The following is a 19286-nucleotide window of genomic DNA, read 5'->3' as shown; positions in this document are numbered from 1 at the left end:
TGAGCCAGTTACATTATTATTGTATCATTCGGTTTTTTGACTTAAGAGGTAAGTATACTTTTACAATGAGGCCAGTACCTGTTTTTGGTGAATCAAGAACAACTCTGCCTCCATGCAATTCACAAATCTGTTGTACTATGGCCAGCCCAAGACCACTACCAGGACTTTTATTTCCCAATACTCTAAAAAATCGCTCAAAAACACGGGCCTGTAATTCAGGAGGAATTCCGGGGCCATTATCCCCAACTTCAAGGACCAATTCATTATTTTGTTTAATAAGACGAACAATAACTCGTCCATTTTCGCCACAGTAACGAATGGCATTATCTACCAGATTACGAATTAGAATACCTAATGCTGTTGGGTTTCCTTGAATTTTGGGTATGTTATCATCACTTTCAAATTCTAATTCTATCTGTTTTTCAACCGCTGATGGCGCCAGCATAGCTAATATTTCACGAGTAAGCTTACTTAAATTGACTTCATCTTCATCATGAAAACTGGTAGCCTCTGGTACGAGTCTGCTCATAGTTAATAGCTGTTGAACAATATGAGTGCTGCGATTTACGCTGGCGATTAATTTTTGCAGCGCCTGATTTTTTTCTTCAATATCATTTGAATTAAGCGCGACTTGTGCTTGCGCTTTGAGAGCGGCAAGAGGAGTTCTTAATTCATGCGCTGCGTCAGCAGCAAAACGCTTTTCTCGCTCGAAACCTTCTTTTAGCCGATAAAATAACTTATTCAATTCATCTATTACTGGTTTAATTTCTTCTGGGACTTCCTGTAAATCGACGGGTTCCAAATGAGAGGGCGCACGGTTGGCTACTTCTTCTGCTACTTTATCCAGGCTGTCTAATCCTCTACCAATAATAATCCAAATCAATAATCCAGATAGGGGAAATGTAAGCAGCATGATGTAAAGATCATCCTGCGCTATGCGATGACCCAGTTCATTTCGGGTATCATATCGCTCTGCTAAAACGGTACGAATGCCTGCTTTATCATTATAAGTGGTAAACACACGCCAATTTTGATCGGCGATTTTTTTATCACTGAATCCGTCTATTTCAGAAGTTAATGGAACCTTGGGTGCCGTAGATGAATGTAATAATAGTTTTCCGCCGTTTGTCCAAACCTGGAAATTAAATTTATCGAGATAGTTTTCCGGGGGTTCATCGTTTAAAAATCGCTTTTGGTAATAGGCATCGATTTTTTGCGGAATGGTTTCGAGAGCATCCTGAATTTTTATCAGAGGACGTTGATGAAGATCATCTCCTAATAAAGCCTGGTAAGACAAAGCTGAAATTGCCATCAAGGTATCCAGGTGGTCTTGAATATCCTTTTGATCCAGGTAGTAGTTACCTATAGCGGTAAGAGTGGTGGTGATCGTGATAGCCAGTAGCAGGTTAATTAATAGAAATTTTCGTATAGACGATTTCACGATATAATAACACCATCATTTTTTTCAGCCATATAGCCAACACCTCTGATAGTCCGAATAAAATTAGCATTAAGTTTTTTACGCAAATTATGTATATGCACTTCCAGGGCATTACTGTCTACATCTTCTTCCCAGCCATAGATGCTTTGCATTAACTGTTCACGAGATAAAACCTGACCGCTATTTTCAAGTAGTTTTTGCAGCAGAGCAAATTCTCTACGAGGTACATTAACGAGGACGTCATCGACCAAGACAGAATGTGCTGCGGGATCCAGGGTGATATTTCTATATTGCAGAACGGAATCGGCTCGACCTTGGGATCGTCTTACCAAGGCTCGAATACGAGCGCTTAGTTCATTTAAATCGAAAGGCTTGACGAGATAGTCATCGGCACCACTATCCAGACCTTTTACACGATCTTCTACAGATTCACGGGCAGTCAAAATAATAATGGGTGTGGCGTTGCCATCGTGTCGGGTACTTTGCAATAATGATAGGCCTGATAATTTGGGTAACCCCAAATCCAGAATGATCAATTCAAATGATTCTGATTTTAAAGCAGCACGAGCCGCTTCGCCATCTTTTAACCAATCAACAATATATCCAAACTGGGTTAAACCAGTCTTCACAGCATCGCCAAGTAGTTCGTCATCTTCAACAAGTAATAGTCTCATCGTAGCTCCTACTTATTTTTCATCATCGTAGATGAAGACTCTGTTATATATTATTGTTTTTCCAGCGCATTTTCATCCATATGCTTGGTTAAATAAAAAGCCTGTATCAGTACAAACAGTAAAGTAAATCCAACTCCACCAAATAATTTAAAATTAACCCAGGCATCAGTATCATAATAATAAGCGACGTAAAGATTTAAAGCGCCCATCATAATAAAAAACAAGGTCCAGGCAAAATTAAGCCTGTGCCAGATTTTAGAAGACAGCTTTACATTGGCTTCCATCATTTTTTGAATGATAGGTTTAGAGCCTATAAAACTGGAACTAAAGAATACTAGAGCGGATAGCCAATAAATTCCAGTTGGTTTCCATTTGATAAACCATGGATTGTGAAAAAATAAAGTGGCGCCACCAAGAACCATAATAATGGCAAGGCTGATCACATGCATTTTTTCATAGTGCTGAAATTTTAATCGATAAAAAGCTACCTGGCTGATTGATGCAATCATGGCAACAGCTGTTGCTATATAAATTCCGAAAAATTTATATACAATAAAAAATAAAACTATGGGAAAAAAATCAAACAGTAATTTCATATTATTTAATTTATTAATTAGATATTAACAGTATAACACAAGTTTCAGTACACTCCTGCAAGCTTCATACCTGAAAAGGAAAATAAATCAATATATTCTCGCACATTAATAAAAATTGTATTGTAAATCAATAAGTAATATGTGATTTTTCAAGGTCATCCTGAAAAACGAAAAACTATAATTCAGGCATTTTTTCGTTTTTATGGTTATTAGTAATTCATTTTCCGGTTCATTATCTGTATCAATTTCAATGGACAGGTATTAATCCAGCGAATTAAACCTGAGCAAAATCTTAAGATAAAAGGCCCTGAATTTCCGTAAATATCATCCGTTATCAGCGCACTTCCTAATGGCTCATCTGGATTGATTAGCCCACCAATATTTTTTGTCCCAGGCGAAGCGTTTTCTTTCTTCCAAGGCCTGGATTTAATTCAAGAAGTGATTTCACTTTTGTTTGATGAGACTTCGCAATAACGCTTAAACTATCTCCTCGTTTTACTATGTAGAAGGAAGGTTGTTTTACCTTGTTCCAAATGATTAAATGTTGCCCGGCTCTTAAGGGTTTATTTGACGTTAATTTATTCCAGGTTTTAATCTCGTTAGCCGTTACTCCATAAGTCTTTTGAATTTTTTGGATGCTGTCTGTCGCTTTTACTACATGAATCACTCTTTGGTTTTTAGTTTTGGTTAACTGTTTTGCCAAAGTAGTTGAAACAGAAGCTTCTTTTTTGACAACCACAGGTGTCTTTTTATTACTTGGGATCAATATGGCTTGATTGGGCTTTACACTATTACTGGTCAATTGATTTAATTGCTTAATTAACTGTACCGTTGTGTTGTATCGAGCGGCAATAGAGTCGAGGCTGTCGCCTTCTTGTACTTGATGTTTCGGCCAGCTTACACGTTTATCTTCGGGTATATTGGATAAATTCAGATTAAATCGTTCAACTTTTTCTGTAGGTATTAGTAATTTGAATGGTTTATAGGGTGGGGTTGTCCAACGATTATAACCAGGATTCAGTTTTTTTAATTCTGTATAACTGATGCCAGCAAGTTTGGCGGCATGATTCAAATCAATTTGACTGCCTATATTTACTTCTTCGAAATAAGGTAGATAAGGAATACTGGGCAAACTCACTTTATAACGACCTGGATTCTTTATTACTTCTGCCAAGGCAAGCAATCGAGGTACGTAAAGTTTGGTTTCTCTTGGTACAGGCAAATTCCAAAAGTTGACAGTTCTACTGGGACGTACTGTAGATTTAATTGCCCGGGCGATAGTCCCTTCTCCGCAATCGTAAGCAGCAATAGCCAATATCCAGTTCCCTTTGAAAAATTTATTCAGGTACAGCAAATAATTCAGTGCTGCATCGGTAGATGGTCCAATGCTGCGTCGTCCATCAAACCACCAATCCTGTTTTAATCCCAGTTCACTGCCTGTTTTGGGCATGAGTTGCCACAATCCTGCAGCTCCGGCCCCAGAATAGACAAAGGGATCATAGGCACTTTCAACCATTGGAATAAGCGCTAGCTCGCCAGGTAATTTGCGTTTTTTGATTTCACCCAGAATATGATAAATGTAGCGTTCTGATTGTCTGCTGACTTTATTTAAGTAACTTGGGTGAGCAACTAGCCATCTAATTTGTTCCTGGACTTCAGGACGGGTTACTTCATGATTTAGAGAAAATTCACTACGCAGTACATCCCAAACATCCGGCGCACCGCGAGCAATTGAAACATTAGAAATGCCAAGAAACATAAAGCTGCAGAATAAAAAACCTTTTATAATGAATGACTTAAATTTCAATGGTATTACCTGAGTTCATAATTGGCTAAACAGTTTACTAAAAATCAGTGAACTATTAAACCCTTTGTGGATTTTATAAATACAAAAAGCATAAAATTGAGACCATTTGTTTTTTATTGAAATGAATTTTTTTGATTTCTTAAGATTCTGAATACCTCTAGAGAATCAGAAGATTGCGCACCATGGTTTAGAGCATATTCAATTACTGCATGTTTATCCGTGCGAAGAAAAGGATTAACAGTCAACTCCAGGCCAAGGTTAGAGGGCAGGGAGCAGCTGAGTTTTTGGTGTGTTAACTGGTTTATATAGTTTATAACATCCTGATTTTGAGGTTCTACAGTCAGAGCAAATCTGAGATTTTGCTGTGTATATTCGTGACCACAAAAAATTTTTGTAGACTGCGGTAATTTTTTAAACAGGTTTAGCGAGTGGTGTAATTGTTCCATTGTCCCATCGAACACTCGGCCGCAGCCCGCGGAGAAAAGGGTATCGCCGCAAAACAACCATTCCTGACTAGGTTCATAATAACTTATATGAGTGGACGTATGTCCTGGATTAAACAGGACATCAATGGTTAATGTTCCAATTTTGAGGGATTGGTGTTCACCCACGGTTTGGGTGAGGTAAGGAATTCGCGAATCACTTGGCCCATAGATTATGGAATTCGGATAAGCTTTACGTAGATCAGTCACCCCACCAATATGATCATGATGATGATGCGTTAATAAAACAGTACGAAGTTTTAATTGATTTGTTTTTGCGAAATGAATGACCGGATCTGCCTCTCCAGGGTCGATACAGTCGAAAACCCCCGGCTCATCACCCGTAATAGCCCAGATATAATTGTCCGAAAATGCAGGAATAGGGATCACTTGAATCATTTATTTCTCGTGTAATTTAGAATAAGGTTCAATAATGTAAGAAGACACGCCTGGATTAAAATAGGTTCTAAGCGTATCCAGTACTATTTTAAGTTCCGCAGCTAAAGTGAAAGGCGGATTGATAATCCATAATCCACAACCAGTCATTCCATCTTTGGGAGCTAGAGTAAGATTAAACTCTATTCTTAGTGCTTCTTTTGCCTCAATATCTTTCATACCCCGGATGAGCTGTTCGGTTAGTTTTCTGTTGACCACAGGATACCAAAGACAATAAACGCCAGTTGAAAATTTGGCAAAAGCCTGTTTTATAGCGGAAGGGATTTCTTTATATTCTTCCTTGCGTTCAAAGGAGGGATCAATAAAAATTAATCCTCTTTTTTCAGGAGGGGGTAATAGCGCCTTCATACTGATCATACCATCAGTATTGCTGGTATGGACTTTCTTATTCAAATGAGCCATCTGATCCAGGGACTCGAATTCAGCAGGATGAAGTTCACACAAGTATAATCTGTCCTGCATGCGTAATGTATGAATTGCGAAGTAAGGGGAACCAGGATAATTTCTTAATCCATCTTCATGATTCATACTTCTGATGGTATCAAAATAGTCTTTAAATACTGGATTGAGCTTTTTACGATCAGGCCAGATTAATTTAATTCCCTGTTTGTATTCTCCTGTTTTTTCTGCCTGTTTATCCCTTAAGTCATATTGTCCTTTTCCAGAATGGGTCTCAAGATAAAGCAATGGTTTGTCTTTCTTTATTACATACGATAACAGTCGGGTTAAAGTCACGTGCTTGATTACATCGGCAAAATTGCCCGCATGGTATCCATGTTGATAGCTGAGCATAAATGAGTACTTGTTTAAAGAGTTTTGCTGAGTATAACAGAATCCCATTATTTATCGTAATAACTGTTCTGGACGCAGTGTTTTATAGGGCAGTGATGTATTTTTTATACGCGGTGAACAGTTGTTTTCAGAGTAGTGTATTTGATTTCGGTTCAGGGAATAAATGGCTCTCCATGTCGATTTATTCGATACATTATTGTGCTTAATTAATGAATTCAACTCCAATTACCGTATTTTAAATTTGTGCACTATACTTTTCTTGAGGACATTCAAAAGGAGGGTGAAATGGGTTTACATGAAGAATATGATGATCAATCGTTTTCTGATTATAACTATGATGACGACATTGACGACATGACTCAGAAAAAAAGAGTAAAACGCATGCTGGAAGACCGATTAGAACGAAAGCGCCTGAGAGATGAGTTTAAAGATGATTTTGATGAGTTAAGCGGTGAATTTGATTGGGATGAACTGGATAAATAAGTTTCATCCCTTGAATTTCGATGCCGCTAACATAGTATTTTCAAGTAATGAAACTATAGTCATTGGACCAACTCCACCTGGCACAGGAGTTATCCAGGCTACTTTATTTACTGCTTTACGAAAATCAACATCACCTCGAATACTGCCATCGCTCAAACGATGCATTCCAACATCAATTACTATTTGACTTTCATTAAGCCAGTCAGAATCAATGACGTCCATTTTGCCTGTTGCAACAACGACCAGCTCGGCAATTTCCACCAGTTTTTGTAGATTTTGGGTGAATTTATGGCAAATCGTAACAGTAGCACCTGCGAGTAATAGCTCAAGACTCATTGGTCTGCCAACAATATTTGAAGCACCTATGACTACCGCATGTTTTCTTTTAACATTTAATTGATAATGGTGTAACAGATTCATAATGCCCAAGGGCGTACAAGGCCTCAATAAGGGGTTTCTCTGAGCCAGTCGTCCCAAATTATAAGGATGAAAACCATCCACATCTTTTTCTGGTTTTATGTGTTCAATGATCACTGTTTCATTGATGTGTTTGGGTAATGGTAATTGAATTAATATTCCATCAATCTCTTCTGAGTGATTCAACTCTGTAATCAGTTGAAGTAATTCCTGTTGGCTGGTTTCTGCCGGTAAATCATAGGAGTGGGACCTGATACCCACTTCTTCACAGGCTTTTCGTTTATTATTAACATAGATCGTTGATGCAGGATCAGTGCCAATGAGTACGACAGCCAGCCCCGGTGCTCTCTGTCCTTGTTGAACATGATGCTGCACTCTGAGTTTGAGTTCATTCCGGCGAAGAGCTGATAACTCTCTTCCATCGAGTAACGATGCTGTCATAGTTTTTCCATAAAAATCGAGACTCTAATTATGAATTAGGGGGGTAGTTAATGCAATATATTAATTGGGCAGTCTGCGTAGAAAATCAAAATAGGGAATGAATGGCTGTAACAGCCATTCATTATGAGTGGATTAAAGTGAATTATGCAAAATTAAAAATTAACCCAAATTCAATTAATTGTTCATTGGGTGACATATGTGTTGATTTAATCACTACTCCTATGGGATCAAAAGTACTTGTATTAGTGCCATTATAGGTTATACGGCTATAATCCATACGCAATGCCAGCCGATTGGTAATGTTCTGTTTTATACCCAAGCCATAACGAAAGCCATTTTTTTTCCTGGTGAAGTTAGCCAGGGAAATGTCAGAGGTATTTACTTGCAGTGTGCTGTTAGTAAGTCCCAGGCGACCATAAAATAATGTATCAGGTGAAAATTGATATCCCGGAAGTATGCTGATGCCAATCGTGTTTTTAAGTTTAATTTCGGTCTGTGAGAACGATTTGTGGATGAATTCAAAATTATAGCCGTTAGATTCAGTTGCACTGAGAGTACCGTTTGCTTCTGCGGCAAAATAAAATTTCTTATAAACAAGTGCGCCATAACCGGCAAAGAGTGAACCAAAAATGCCCGTAGCTGATGCATGTGATTTATTGATTACATCAAAATTTGCAGGATGCCCTGGGTTTGGTCCAGTAACCCGGGATCTCATTGCGAAATCAACTGAATCTGATCCCATCCCAATTCCGGTATAAAATCCTGAGTTTGCTGATGAGGCTGCTAAAATAATCAGTCCTGTGCCTAGTAGTTGGGTTTTCCTTAACATGAATGCTCCACTATTTAATTTGGATCATGACTGTAACTTTAAAAGTAAACAGGGACAATAGCTGGAGAGTACCTTGCAAGTAAATAAGGCTTCTTTATTCATTATAGATGAAGGAATCTTGTGTAATCGATCTTTGCAAATATAGGTAAGTTAACGTTATGATAAATTTGGTTAAAATATAAATTATTGAAAGGGAGTTTATTAATGTATCATATCGTATTAAAAATAATGGTCCTGGCTTGCAGTGTCATCTGGATTTCCAATGATCTGGCCCACGCTTCATCTAGTGAAACAGCTCCTCTGGGTAAAACCATAAGTCAGGAAAAGCAACAGCAAATGTCCCCTAAGCAGGCTTTATTAAGATTGAAAGAAGGGAATCAGCGATTTCTTGCAAATAAACAAATTTCTCGTGATTATTTAAAACAGGCCAAGATCTCTTCCTATGGTCAGTTTCCTTTTGCAGTAGTGCTCAATTGCATGGATTCCCGTAGTGTGCCGGAATTAATTTTTGATCAAGGTTTAGCTGATTTGTTTACCTTACGTGTTGCCGGGAATGTGGTTAACGATGACATACTGGGCAGTATGGAGTATGCCTCAGCGGTTGTTGGTTCGCGCTTAATTGTCGTATTGGCGCATACGTCTTGTGGCGCTGTTTCCGGTGCGTGTAAAGACGTCAAATTGGGGCATTTAACTGATGTTTTAGATAAAATTCAACCGGTTGTGAAACCCAGTATGGAATCTATGGGCACTAAAAATTGTAGTGATGCGCAATTAGTTGATGCTATTGCTCAGGCAAATGCATTAAATGTTGTCAGAGAAATTCAGGCTAGAAGTCCCATTCTTAGAGATTTGGTAAACAGTAAGAAAGTAGGGATAGTTGCTGGAGTGCATGATATTAAAACCGGCCAGGTTCGTTTTTTAGAAGAAGAACGTTCTGTTCCTGAGTAACCGGATAAAAGTATATATAAAATTCACTCGGTATCGCTTGCTGGAAAGCAGCGATTCCGAGATAACTATTTTGGCGTCCTAATTTATTGTTGTATTCCCTTGGCGAATCATTCAGTTTTATTCGGGGCATCGATGATTTATACACATGTCCTAATGTTCATTAATGTATGCAGGTTTGCCATAGATGTAGGTTGCCTTTATATTTTCCTCTGAGCCCAAAGTCATTAAAATAAAGAGAAATTCAAAAATATCATTCACTTTTTCACGCCTGTATTTTAAATAAGGAGTTGCATCCGCATCGATCACGATAAAGTCCGCCTCTTTACCTGGAGAAAACGTACCAATTTTGTCATCAAGCTGGAGGGCTTTAGCCGCCCCATAGGTTGCCATATACCATCGGATCATGCTGGGTAATTGTACGCTGTTAAGCATGGAGACTTTATAGGCATCATCCAATACCGCGAACATGGAGAGACAATTACCTGCTCCCCAATCGGTTCCCATTGTAATTTTGTCCGTATATTTAACTGCTCTGCCAAAATTGAATAATCCACTGCCGAGAAAATTATTACTTAATGGGCACCAGGATATTATTGCTCCTGATTTTTTAAATAACTCAAGTTCTTCATGTGTTGTGTGGATGCAGTGGCCAAATACAGTCCTGTCAGTGACCAGTCCAAAATGGTCGTATACATCCATGTAATGTTTACTCTTGGGGTACAATTTTTTTACTTCAGCAATTTCTTTCAGATTTTCATCTAAGTGTGTCTGAATGTAACAATCCGGATTCTCTTTTTTTAACGCGCCACACAGTTCCAGCATTTGTTGAGAGCAAGACAGAGCGAAACGGGGAGAAATACAATAGGCGAGTCTATTGGTATTATGCCATTTTTCGATCAATTGTTTGCAATTGTCATAATTCTGTTCTGCGGTCAACTTTAGAGAGTCGGGTGAATTAATATCCATTAATATATTGCCGGTGATGAAGCGCATATTTCTATTGGTTAATTCTTCAAAAAATATATTCGATGCGCTATAAAATAAGGGCCCATAGGATACGGCTGTAGTTGTGCCGTTCTTTAATAGTTGATCCAGGAAGAAATTTAAATCATTTCGTGCATGTTCATCGTCAATATATGTACTCTCAGCTGGAAAAACATAATTCTCCAGCCATTCCAATAGTTTCTCTCCATAGGCGGCAACAATGGCGCTTTGCGATGCATGCTGATGAGTGTCGATAAATCCAGGGGTAATTAATTTACCGGTGTAATTGACCAGTTTTAAGTCTTTAATCTTATTTTTTAAATCACTATAAGTTCCCGCTTCTACGATTTTTCCGGATTCTACAATCAGAAGCCCATCTTCAATGTATACGTACTGACAATCTTCATCTGTTTGTTTGTCTTTATTGACGGGTACATTAGCAATAGTCGCTGAATCCTTGAAATAGAACAGTGAACCTCGGTATGCTGTTTTATCATTCATGCTATAACTCCCAATGAATTAAGATGGAGAACTGTCATTTATAAAATAAAGTAGCAGTATCGAAACCAGAATAAAGAAAGGCAGTATCCAGAGATAGGTAAAAAAGTCTGGTGACAAAGCGGTAATAAATAAATAAGGAAGAAACATCATCAAGGTATTAAATAAGAATACGGCAGTATTTAATACGCTAATAGCAACTCCTCGCGTAGCATTAGTTGAAAATTCACTTACCAGGGTATAAAACAGCATGGAGCCTGAGAGAAAAAAACCTATAAAAAATGAAACGATTTGAATGATGATGAGTGTATTCAAATTAAAATGTGGAAGATAAATCCCAAGTAATAGTGTCATAGTACCCAGACACAGGGTGACATGAATTACCTTAACCCGTGATTTTATTTTATTTGAAAACCAGCCGAGGAAGGGAGTACCCACACCAATACCAAAAAAAATCATTGCGCTTATCATCACAGCTTGAAGATTGGCGATAGAGTAATACATCTGAATTTTCAGATACCACAGGCCCGCATAGGCCAGAAGCACTCCGAAGGATGTCGCGCCTGCAATTGAACACAAAAGTATTTGTTTGTTTTTTAAAACGGTGATTAGTGACTGTTTTAAAGAGCAACCTTGTTCTCGTTTATAATCTTTGGGGGATTTGATTAATAACAGGGATAATATAAATAAAGAAAATCCAAAGAGTGATAAACTTCGGTAGATGTCATTCCAGCTGTGTGTCGCTAAGGCTAATGTGAACCAATAATGAATGATGCCCGCTAAAGTACATGAGACGCCCTGGATTAAGCCAAACAATATAGGGAACTCTTTTTCAGAGAACCACTGAGATATGAGTACTGCGGCAGAAATAAATGCAAAGGATGCTCCAATTCCCTGAATGAAGTTGGCCAGAGTGAATAGTGTCAGATTGTCTGCATATGAAATTAAAACATTGCCTGTTGCCAGAATCAATATGCCGGTACTGACTATATATCGTGCATTGAATTTATCCAGTAAATAACCGGCTGGAATCTGCATGAAGGCAAACCCGAGAATAAATGCACTTAATGCAGCCGATACACTGATATTATTCGCATGAAGTGATGTTTGTATTGATTCAGCAAAAACTGCCGATGCTGTATTGAGACAAAAGGAATAAACTACAAATAATGCCGCGATGAACCAAACACTATATTTGTATGTTTTTAGCATGAAACTTCCTTGTCTGCTTGTTGGATTGATTGTTCGTATGAAATGAATTGCGACGGTATTGTAAAAGCATAGCACAGATTTTGGTTGATAGTTCCTATTTTGCTCACCCGTCATCAATCAATCAGCTTGAAAAATGATCAAATAAGAAGTAAAATAATCACTAATGATGATACAATTGTAATAATAAATTAAGGGAACCTATGAGTTACTCTCATATTGAAATTAAAAGAGTAGATCTGCAAAATGCTAGTTTAGAACAGATTGTTTCAGATCTAGAGAAGCTAACACCATTGGAGCTGGCTTTGCTCAAAGCCAAGAGTCAGGATGGAGATACAGAAGTACTTGATAGCCCTCAGTTAAGTGTATTCTGGATAAATAAATTCAACAAGATACGATTGCAAAGAGATACATGTTTTCAATTTCGAGATCCATTTCCTAAATCCAGAGCTGATTTTTATTGTGGCTATACATTGTATTTAGCTGCCAGGAAGGAAAAAGGAACATCAGAAAGTAACTATGAAGAATATCTTTCACTTTCAGCTTTTAAATTTGATTCTTTTCATGCCATCCAACAGATTTTAACCACTTTGATTATTGGTTGCAAGGAGAGTACTGAACAGAAACAAATCGATAACCTATACAGTAACGTAGATGCCTTGTATTCCAAATTACTAAAATTTAAAACCCCTGGTTGTTTGTTGCTTGCAAATACTTATTTTTATCTCGCTGGTTTTTATCAGAATCTTAATATGGAAAATAAAACAATTGACTGTTATAGAAGATGCTGGGAATTGATTCATTTAGCCGGATTATTTGAAGAGTCTTCCGAAAGGCTCATTCACAATGCTTACTTTGGGCAGGGATTAAAAATGAGTAATGCCTATGGATTATCTACAATAAATGAAATAAAAGAGAATTGTCTTCAACGCGGTTTAGATGCATTACCTTATACTGTTCGACATGTTATGGAAATGGACGCTTTGAAGAAGTTCAGTTCTGAAATGCAACAGGAGCAGAACCTTAGGCTTCAGTGCGATGATCAGCCTTACATGAGAGCAGCATCGAGCTCAAGATCAGTATGATGGGAATTACAGCTTTGCATGATATTGGTCAATGATTACTGTTCTTAACAATACAAAAGACAGTGTCTTTCTAACTGAATCATCACTTTAATTTTCCATGTTTCAAGCTCAATCAATCTTCACAATAAATATGAACTCGGGAAGCAATAAGAGGGTGGTGTCTAAATAATCCTGTCAACTCTTTTAACTGGTTATAATGAACTTTTAAGAGAGATGACAGGGCTAATTTTGCGAGGCTCTGAAACTTTGACTTGAATCCATCTGAATTTCATCGCCTTGCGATCGTGATAATTTATGTGGCAGAACCCTACTTTCTAAAGCGCAACTTGGACTAAAAAATCCCAAACTGTGACATGAACGTGATAAATGAAGCCGAGGAGGGGTTATATCAGCGAGTTGTGAAAATTCCTCGCTCAGAGCAAGTACGGGATCAACTTCATCAAATAAGTCCTCAGGCACTTTTCTAATAATTAAATGACCGAGTCCAATGTTTTGTAATAGATGATCTACTGCATTTTTTAGTGTAAATCGTTCTTTTAATAATTTTTGAGCTTCTACCACAGTTTGGTAATTTTCAGATAGTTTCGGCTCAGTATTTAATTGATTTACTTCTCTTGCAATTATAGAGTCTAGAATTTCTTTTGGATCTCTGGACTCTGGTTTACGCTTATAATCAGAGTCTGGATTTTTACGAAGCCACCTGGGTAATAGTGCTCCTGGACCATGCTGTGCTTTATATTCTTCTTCACGCTTTAATAAACTATATTTACCATACCGATATTCACCAATATCAACTGCTTTACCATATTGGCCATCTTTAGTATAAATTGGATCAGTAACAGAGCCAAATTTTGTATAAACGATACCAACGTCTAAAACACTGATAATTGCTGAACCATTGTTTCTCATTCCCATATCATCCATGCGGCAAACATATTTACAGCTTTCTTTTAGTGCCAGTAATTCGTGATGCTCACACCAAGGATGTATTTCGATATAGGGATTATTAAGATCAGCCATTCCCTGGGCCACTAGATTATTTAATTCATTGACCAGACCTTTCCAATAATCTCTGCGCTGACCGTTACTAAAATCATTATTGTATTGATGAGTGTGCTGATAGGCTGCAACCACACCTGCGCCAAATCGTTCTTCAACGATTTGCTGCATTAGTTCTTTATCCTGGGGATCACCTGCAAGTTTAACGATTGGTGTTGCATTAATTCTTGTCTGAATAGTTTGTGCATCCGCTTTAACTAATCGTGCAAGATTTAAAGCTTCTTCAAAACCCTTGCCGGGTCGTATGGTGCCAAAAGACAAAATATTAGGTGCTCTTTCTATGACATCACTAGGATGTGACGGACGAGTACTTAGCTGTTGTGACGCAACTGTTAATCCTGATTTTCTTGCCAGATCATAGGGCTCTACAGGGAATTTTTCTAACTGGTAATCCGCACCAACCTCTCTTGCTTTTTTAGCAACGCCTGTAGGTTCAGTTGTGTTGCGTTTATCACAGTCACCGTAGGTGGCAGCAATAATTGCATTGTCTCTATCCATTTCATTAAAGAATTGAACAGTATCTGCCTGGCGCATTAAGTCGTGGGTATATTGTTGTAAATAACGCCGAGTATAATTTTGTTTGTACTCATGGATCGTGATATTGACTTTAATACCGGCCTCCTGGAATGTCCTAATATCTCTAGGTGATATAAATACACCACAATCCGGTGGGCGTATATGGATATCAAGATAGGTATTATCATCAACAGGTTGCATGCTATTGATGATGTCAAGAATCACATGATGTTTCAGCGGATCACGTTGATTGGCTTGATAAGCCAGGTGAAATCCTTCAGCTGCGCTAAATGGTCTTTTACCATAAAAACCATTAAGTCTTGTATTTGATGTGAAGTACGGTTCATTTTTCTGTAACATCAGTGTTTGCAGATCTGAAATCAGTTGAGTTCTTTCTTTTTTGTTTAACAAAATATTTTGGGTATGATGTAGTTTATTGCTAATGTTTGTATATGTTTCTATCGCTTCCTCAACAACAGCTGGATTTGCAAGATCCAGGCCCAATGATGAAGGATTTAACAAGGCATTAGAAAATTGAACTTGGTCGTGGGTTAAGCTATATTCATCGAGGAAAACCGCATTAACCCAGCTTACTTTATCGGCGTACTCAACGTTGGGATCTTGAAACAGGCTGAAACCATGCGGGTAACGTGCTGCTACAGAGTGACGAATACTTAAAGATTTCAAGTTAAGGATGATCGTATCGATTGATTCCTTTAACAGATCCAAATCATAAAGACTTCTAAATTTCGTATCGTTTTCTAAATCATAGGGTAGATTATTACTATGAAAATCATAGGGATAATCTTTAATTCCAGTTAGAAAATCGGTTAGTTTTTCTAGCTCTTTTAAATTAGTCTGGTTATCAAAATGTCCATATAATGCTACAAGGGTTGTGTAAGCCTTTAGATATCTTGATTCAAATGTTACAGGTTCAAAATGTGCTTCAATGTATTCATTAATACTACAGTACTGCTGAATTTCTTCTCGATTTTGCTTATATAATTTTACCAGATAATTTTTTTTTGATTTTTGACTTTTTAATTTGCTCAGCTCATGCTCATTATTTCGAGTAGCCATAGTTATCGTTCTGAGCTTATCATCTAATTTAGTCAATAGTTCGTGAACTTTGCCTCGATTTAATTGGATGGGCTTTGTAGAATATATGTCCATAATGGTAAGTGAATGCAGGGTATCATCATGTCTTATAATAACTTTGGGCGTTTTAGGGCTAACGGTTTGTTTATTAACTTCTTCTACTTCGACTGTTGATGACAGGGGAGTATCTAATTTATAACCACTAATCGTAGTTCTTTTATTAGCGACTGGCTGCAAAACCTCGGCACTTGGGATGGTTTCATGAGGAACTGATGTAGATTCAGCTGGAAGTGGAATTGTATAATGACCATTATTCTTTTTTAACCAAGTACATTGTATGGTCTCGTAATTTTGTGCAAAACCGGATGTTAAAGAGGCTGCATATTGTCCATCACCAGTTTTTGCCTCTTCATCAAAGGGGGCTGTTAGTAGGTATATTTTAACCATAAAATACCTTCTCGGAATGACTATTTGTATATATTTATTATATATATTGTTTATTAAATAAACATTAAGAGATCCTAAACAACTACTTGGCAGAGGAATGTAACTGATTCAATTGTCATTTTCTTGAAATAATCCATTCATTTGAAATCACTTTTTTGTAAGAAGAGCGTCGATTTGGAAATAGTAACGAGTGAATTAATAAGTAATTTATTGCATTGTAATTAAACAATAGTTGATATTTCTTTTAGAATATTATGATGTTTTCTTGAATAGACCGGCATATAGTGTTAATTTTTATGAATAAAAATATCTATCTATCACAGTGTGCATGGAGCTCTGATTGAAAAAAACTGTTCTGCATGCGGCTATATTCGCGTTAACTCTACCTATGTCTCTTCATGCTATAGGTTTGGGAAACATGACAGTAAAGTCAGCTCTTGATCAACCCTTTTCTGCGGAAATAGAATTAATTGATGTTGGATCAACGCCCTTGCCTGGAATCAGGGTTGGGTTGGCTGATCCTGAAAATTTTGATGAAGTTGGAATTGAGCGTACCGCTATATTATCTTTACTCAGCTTTAGAATTGAAAAAAACGCGCAAGGTAAATACATCATCCTGGTTCAATCCCAGGAACGAATGACAGAACCTTATATCGAATTGGTTGTTGATTTAACCTGGCCGCAAGGGCAGTTATATAAAGCCTATACGGTATTGTTAGACCCTCCGGGGTATCAATTGGTCTCCACTACCGCACAAAGTAGTCCAACACATTATAAAACGGTACAAAAACATACTTATGAGCCTGGCGTTATTAATAAAGCAGTAAGCACTAAAGTTGAACATAATCCGTTGAATTTAAATGACAGTAAGAAAAAAGCGACTTACGGGCCCACAATTACAAATGAAAATGTGTGGCAAATTGCATTAAGATACAAAACTTCAGAGATCATTCTACCCCAAGTTGTTCTTGCTATTGTGGGAGCAAACCCTGATGCATTTATAGAGGGTAATTTAAATGGTTTAAAAGTAGGGGTACGTTTGATAATCCCTGGTACTGAAGAAATTATGCAGGTACCTGCGGATCTGGCCACGGAAGAGGTCATGGCGCACGATAAGGCGTGGAATGAGAAAACGCCTGTAAATCATGTTTTATCGCCACCTTATATGAATGGAACAACACTAACTTCCAGTCCTCCTGTGAATAACTCGCAGATTCCGACTATTCCCAAGATGATAATACAGGCTGAACCAACCCAAGGATCTGCTTCACAGCTGATTCCAGTTAATACAGCGCTTCCTGTAATGAATACCAATCAACAGCAATCCATGCCCAATAATAATTCCCCTCAGAATAGTGATCGGGATGCAACAACCCGAGCTGAGTTATCCATTACAACCGCCGCGGTTGAATCAGTCAGAGAATCTAATGCGTTACTGATGGAACAATTACATTTAATGCAGGATCAAAATAAGAAATTACAACAACAATTAGATAAGCGCGACAAAGAATTGGAGCAATTGCAGGCTCAAATGAAAGTGATGATGAAACAAAGAGTTGCAGTGGCTGCTCAAGCAAGTTCTTCAAATTCCAGTAATTCAACCACCAGTTATTGGCCATTCTTTTTATTATTGCTTGTAGCCGCAGGCGGTGGTGGATTTGCTTATTGGTATTTCATACTTCGAAAACAAGAAAGCGAGGAATCTCCCTATTTAACCGATACTCCAATTGAGCCTAAGCCATTTACTCCTTTGGTCAAGCCTGTGCCATTAATAGTTGAAGAGTCGATCACTGAGTCTCAATCCAATCCTGAAGCTGTTCCCGCTGATTCTCAGGGAGAACAAACAAAAGCGGAAGTGGTGGATAATGACAATAAAGAGATTTTGACTGAAGTGAAAAAAGAGCCGGAAACTGAGCAAAATGTGTCAGGGATTGAACATGAAGCGACGCCTGAAACCGAGGTTTCTCCGGAAAAAGTAATTAAAAAACGTCCAGGCAGAAAAAAGAAAGAGACATTGAATGAACCGATAATTGAACTGGCATCAAAGGACGAATCTCATAAGGAAGAACACAATAGCGTAATTGAATCTTACGAAGGCGTTGTTAAAACTAGACCTGAAGAATCTGTTACTCCAGAACAGTCGAATGCAGAGCAACCGGAGCGTTCTCTTATTGAGGTTCATCCCACACAGAATGAGAAACAACCCGATGAACCTGTTCATGAAATACAAACTGATTCAGCCAGTGATGAAGAAATGCCAGAACACGATGTGTTGGAGTTTGAGGCAGGATTGCATGAGGTTCTGAAGGAACAATCGACGAAACCATCTACTGAAGATAAAGCTTATGAAGATCCAGATAAAGACATGTCTTTGGATTTTGTTTCGTCTTTATCAGACAGGCCAGTGAGTGATCGTGGTGATAAGCCAGTTGATGAGGATAAAGGTGAAGGAGAGCACCTGACAGACTCATTCAGTACTCAAGTGAGCCCCCATCAGATTGATACCGTCGATACTCCAGTGGATGCATCGGTTACTAAAACTCCTGATGTCGACTTGGATAAATCAATTACCGATTTTTTTGTAGATCCATCACAGGAAAAAATAAACTCGGATGATAGTCCTTTAACTGATGAATCATCCATCACTCCAGAATCCGAAATAAATAATGAGTCTGCTAATCCATTAAAAAGCACCAAGGCACTCAACACCTTGTTGGATCTTGCAAAAACCTATATTGGAATGGATGATTTTGAATCTGCCAGACATTCTCTGGAGGAAGTACTGGAGTACGGTAGTGAACAACAAAAAGCAGAGGCTAAGGGCTTGTTGGAACAAATAAAAGGCAGATGAGATGAAAGTAGCCTTTTAAAGCTCATCAAGACTAATTGAGTCTATGCGAAATGCGCCCATGTTAAATGATTAAATTTTAAACTAAATATCATCGGTTTTTGTATAATTCATAAAAAATAAAAACTGTATTCCCAGAATCTGACATAAACCATCATCTAGATATAGACAAAATA

The 19286-nt window shown here is 37.9% G+C and carries 15 protein-coding genes; 4 read left to right on the top strand and 11 right to left on the bottom strand.

The genetic code is table 11. The features are described from left to right. Window positions 1–16 precede the first annotated feature (16 nt). The 6 genes from IZU94_RS14045 to IZU94_RS14020 all read right to left on the bottom strand — a co-directional run bounded on the left by IZU94_RS14045 (window position 17) and on the right by IZU94_RS14020 (window position 6248). Window positions 17–1441: an ATP-binding protein gene (locus IZU94_RS14045; RefSeq protein ID WP_203111864.1), complete on the bottom strand. Its 1425-nt coding sequence runs from the start codon at window positions 1439–1441 to the stop codon at window positions 17–19. Next, window positions 1438–2115: a response regulator gene (locus tag IZU94_RS14040; RefSeq protein ID WP_058475282.1), complete on the bottom strand. Its 678-nt coding sequence runs from the start codon at window positions 2113–2115 to the stop codon at window positions 1438–1440. Before IZU94_RS14040 ends, IZU94_RS14045 begins: the two co-directional genes overlap by 4 nt. 50 nt (window positions 2116–2165) lie before the next feature. Further along, the gene (locus IZU94_RS14035; protein WP_058475281.1) at window positions 2166–2711 is read right to left on the bottom strand and encodes a septation protein A; all 546 of its coding nucleotides are present in this window, start codon (window positions 2709–2711) and stop codon (window positions 2166–2168) included. A 367-nt stretch (window positions 2712–3078) separates the two neighbouring features. Further along, window positions 3079–4518, bottom strand: coding sequence for a lytic transglycosylase (locus IZU94_RS14030; protein WP_439649235.1), 1440 nt, complete (start codon window positions 4516–4518; stop codon window positions 3079–3081). Between the two features lie 113 nt (window positions 4519–4631). Further along, window positions 4632–5396: a hydroxyacylglutathione hydrolase gene (gene gloB, locus IZU94_RS14025; RefSeq protein ID WP_203113351.1), complete on the bottom strand. Its 765-nt coding sequence runs from the start codon at window positions 5394–5396 to the stop codon at window positions 4632–4634. Between the two features lie 3 nt (window positions 5397–5399). Continuing rightward, complete coding sequence (locus tag IZU94_RS14020; RefSeq protein ID WP_203111853.1) at window positions 5400–6248, bottom strand: 23S rRNA (adenine(2030)-N(6))-methyltransferase RlmJ; 849 nt, start codon at window positions 6246–6248, stop codon at window positions 5400–5402. A gap of 285 nt (window positions 6249–6533) precedes the next feature. On the opposite strand from IZU94_RS14020, the gene IZU94_RS14015 reads away from it, so the two are divergent. Then, window positions 6534–6731, top strand: a complete 198-nt coding sequence (locus tag IZU94_RS14015) for a hypothetical protein (protein ID WP_203111850.1) — start codon at window positions 6534–6536, stop codon at window positions 6729–6731. A gap of 3 nt (window positions 6732–6734) precedes the next feature. Here IZU94_RS14015 and folD read toward each other — a convergent pair whose 3' ends face one another. After that, the gene (gene folD, locus IZU94_RS14010) at window positions 6735–7589 is read right to left on the bottom strand and encodes a bifunctional methylenetetrahydrofolate dehydrogenase/methenyltetrahydrofolate cyclohydrolase FolD (protein ID WP_203111848.1); all 855 of its coding nucleotides are present in this window, start codon (window positions 7587–7589) and stop codon (window positions 6735–6737) included. Between the two features lie 142 nt (window positions 7590–7731). Beyond that, window positions 7732–8418 carry an outer membrane protein gene (locus IZU94_RS14005; RefSeq protein WP_203111844.1) on the bottom strand — a complete coding sequence of 229 codons (687 nt, stop codon included), beginning with the start codon at window positions 8416–8418 and terminating at the stop codon, window positions 7732–7734. Between the two features lie 228 nt (window positions 8419–8646). Between IZU94_RS14005 and IZU94_RS14000 the strand changes: the two genes are divergently transcribed. Further along, entirely contained in the window at window positions 8647–9366 is a 720-nt protein-coding gene (locus tag IZU94_RS14000; RefSeq protein ID WP_439649238.1) for a carbonic anhydrase family protein, read from the top strand. Between the two features lie 150 nt (window positions 9367–9516). Here IZU94_RS14000 and guaD read toward each other — a convergent pair whose 3' ends face one another. Both guaD and IZU94_RS13990 read right to left on the bottom strand, forming a co-directional pair. Then, window positions 9517–10851, bottom strand: a complete 1335-nt coding sequence (gene guaD / locus IZU94_RS13995) for a guanine deaminase (RefSeq protein WP_203111835.1) — start codon at window positions 10849–10851, stop codon at window positions 9517–9519. A gap of 18 nt (window positions 10852–10869) precedes the next feature. Beyond that, complete coding sequence (locus IZU94_RS13990) at window positions 10870–12060, bottom strand: MFS transporter (protein WP_203111826.1); 1191 nt, start codon at window positions 12058–12060, stop codon at window positions 10870–10872. A gap of 200 nt (window positions 12061–12260) precedes the next feature. On the opposite strand from IZU94_RS13990, the gene mesI reads away from it, so the two are divergent. Continuing rightward, window positions 12261–13142 (top strand): Dot/Icm T4SS effector metaeffector MesI, encoded by an 882-nt coding sequence (gene mesI / locus IZU94_RS13985; RefSeq protein WP_203111823.1) that lies wholly within the window; start codon window positions 12261–12263, stop codon window positions 13140–13142. Between the two features lie 222 nt (window positions 13143–13364). Here mesI and sidI read toward each other — a convergent pair whose 3' ends face one another. Then, window positions 13365–16262 carry a Dot/Icm T4SS effector Ceg32/SidI gene (gene sidI, locus IZU94_RS13980; RefSeq protein WP_238400447.1) on the bottom strand — a complete coding sequence of 966 codons (2898 nt, stop codon included), beginning with the start codon at window positions 16260–16262 and terminating at the stop codon, window positions 13365–13367. Between the two features lie 340 nt (window positions 16263–16602). On the opposite strand from sidI, the gene IZU94_RS13975 reads away from it, so the two are divergent. Continuing rightward, window positions 16603–19113 (top strand): motility hub landmark protein FimV, encoded by a 2511-nt coding sequence (locus IZU94_RS13975; RefSeq protein WP_203111820.1) that lies wholly within the window; start codon window positions 16603–16605, stop codon window positions 19111–19113. The last annotated feature ends 173 nt before the right edge of the window (window positions 19114–19286 follow it).

Origin of the sequence: Legionella bononiensis (assembly GCF_016786215.1) — a bacterium.
Classification (GTDB): Bacteria; Pseudomonadota; Gammaproteobacteria; order Legionellales; family Legionellaceae; genus Legionella; species Legionella bononiensis.
The sequence above is the reverse complement of the archived record's forward strand: the minus strand, read 5'-3'. Positions and strand labels throughout refer to the sequence as shown.

Bases quoted from the DNA above. Each gene is read 5' to 3' on its own strand.
- sidI (WP_238400447.1), bottom strand. From the start codon at position 16,262: ATGGTTAAAATATACCTACTAACAGCCCCCTTTGATGAAGAGGCAAAA.
- guaD (WP_203111835.1), bottom strand. From the start codon at position 10,851: ATGAATGATAAAACAGCATACCGAGGTTCACTGTTCTATTTCAAGGAT.
- IZU94_RS13990 (WP_203111826.1), bottom strand. From the start codon at position 12,060: ATGCTAAAAACATACAAATATAGTGTTTGGTTCATCGCGGCATTATTT.
- IZU94_RS14015 (WP_203111850.1), top strand. From the start codon at position 6,534: ATGGGTTTACATGAAGAATATGATGATCAATCGTTTTCTGATTATAAC.
- IZU94_RS14020 (WP_203111853.1), bottom strand. From the start codon at position 6,248: ATGCTCAGCTATCAACATGGATACCATGCGGGCAATTTTGCCGATGTA.
- IZU94_RS14000 (WP_439649238.1), top strand. From the start codon at position 8,647: ATGGTCCTGGCTTGCAGTGTCATCTGGATTTCCAATGATCTGGCCCAC.
- mesI (WP_203111823.1), top strand. From the start codon at position 12,261: ATGAGTTACTCTCATATTGAAATTAAAAGAGTAGATCTGCAAAATGCT.
- IZU94_RS14040 (WP_058475282.1), bottom strand. From the start codon at position 2,115: ATGAGACTATTACTTGTTGAAGATGACGAACTACTTGGCGATGCTGTG.
- IZU94_RS14035 (WP_058475281.1), bottom strand. From the start codon at position 2,711: ATGAAATTACTGTTTGATTTTTTTCCCATAGTTTTATTTTTTATTGTA.
- IZU94_RS14005 (WP_203111844.1), bottom strand. From the start codon at position 8,418: ATGTTAAGGAAAACCCAACTACTAGGCACAGGACTGATTATTTTAGCA.
- folD (WP_203111848.1), bottom strand. From the start codon at position 7,589: ATGACAGCATCGTTACTCGATGGAAGAGAGTTATCAGCTCTTCGCCGG.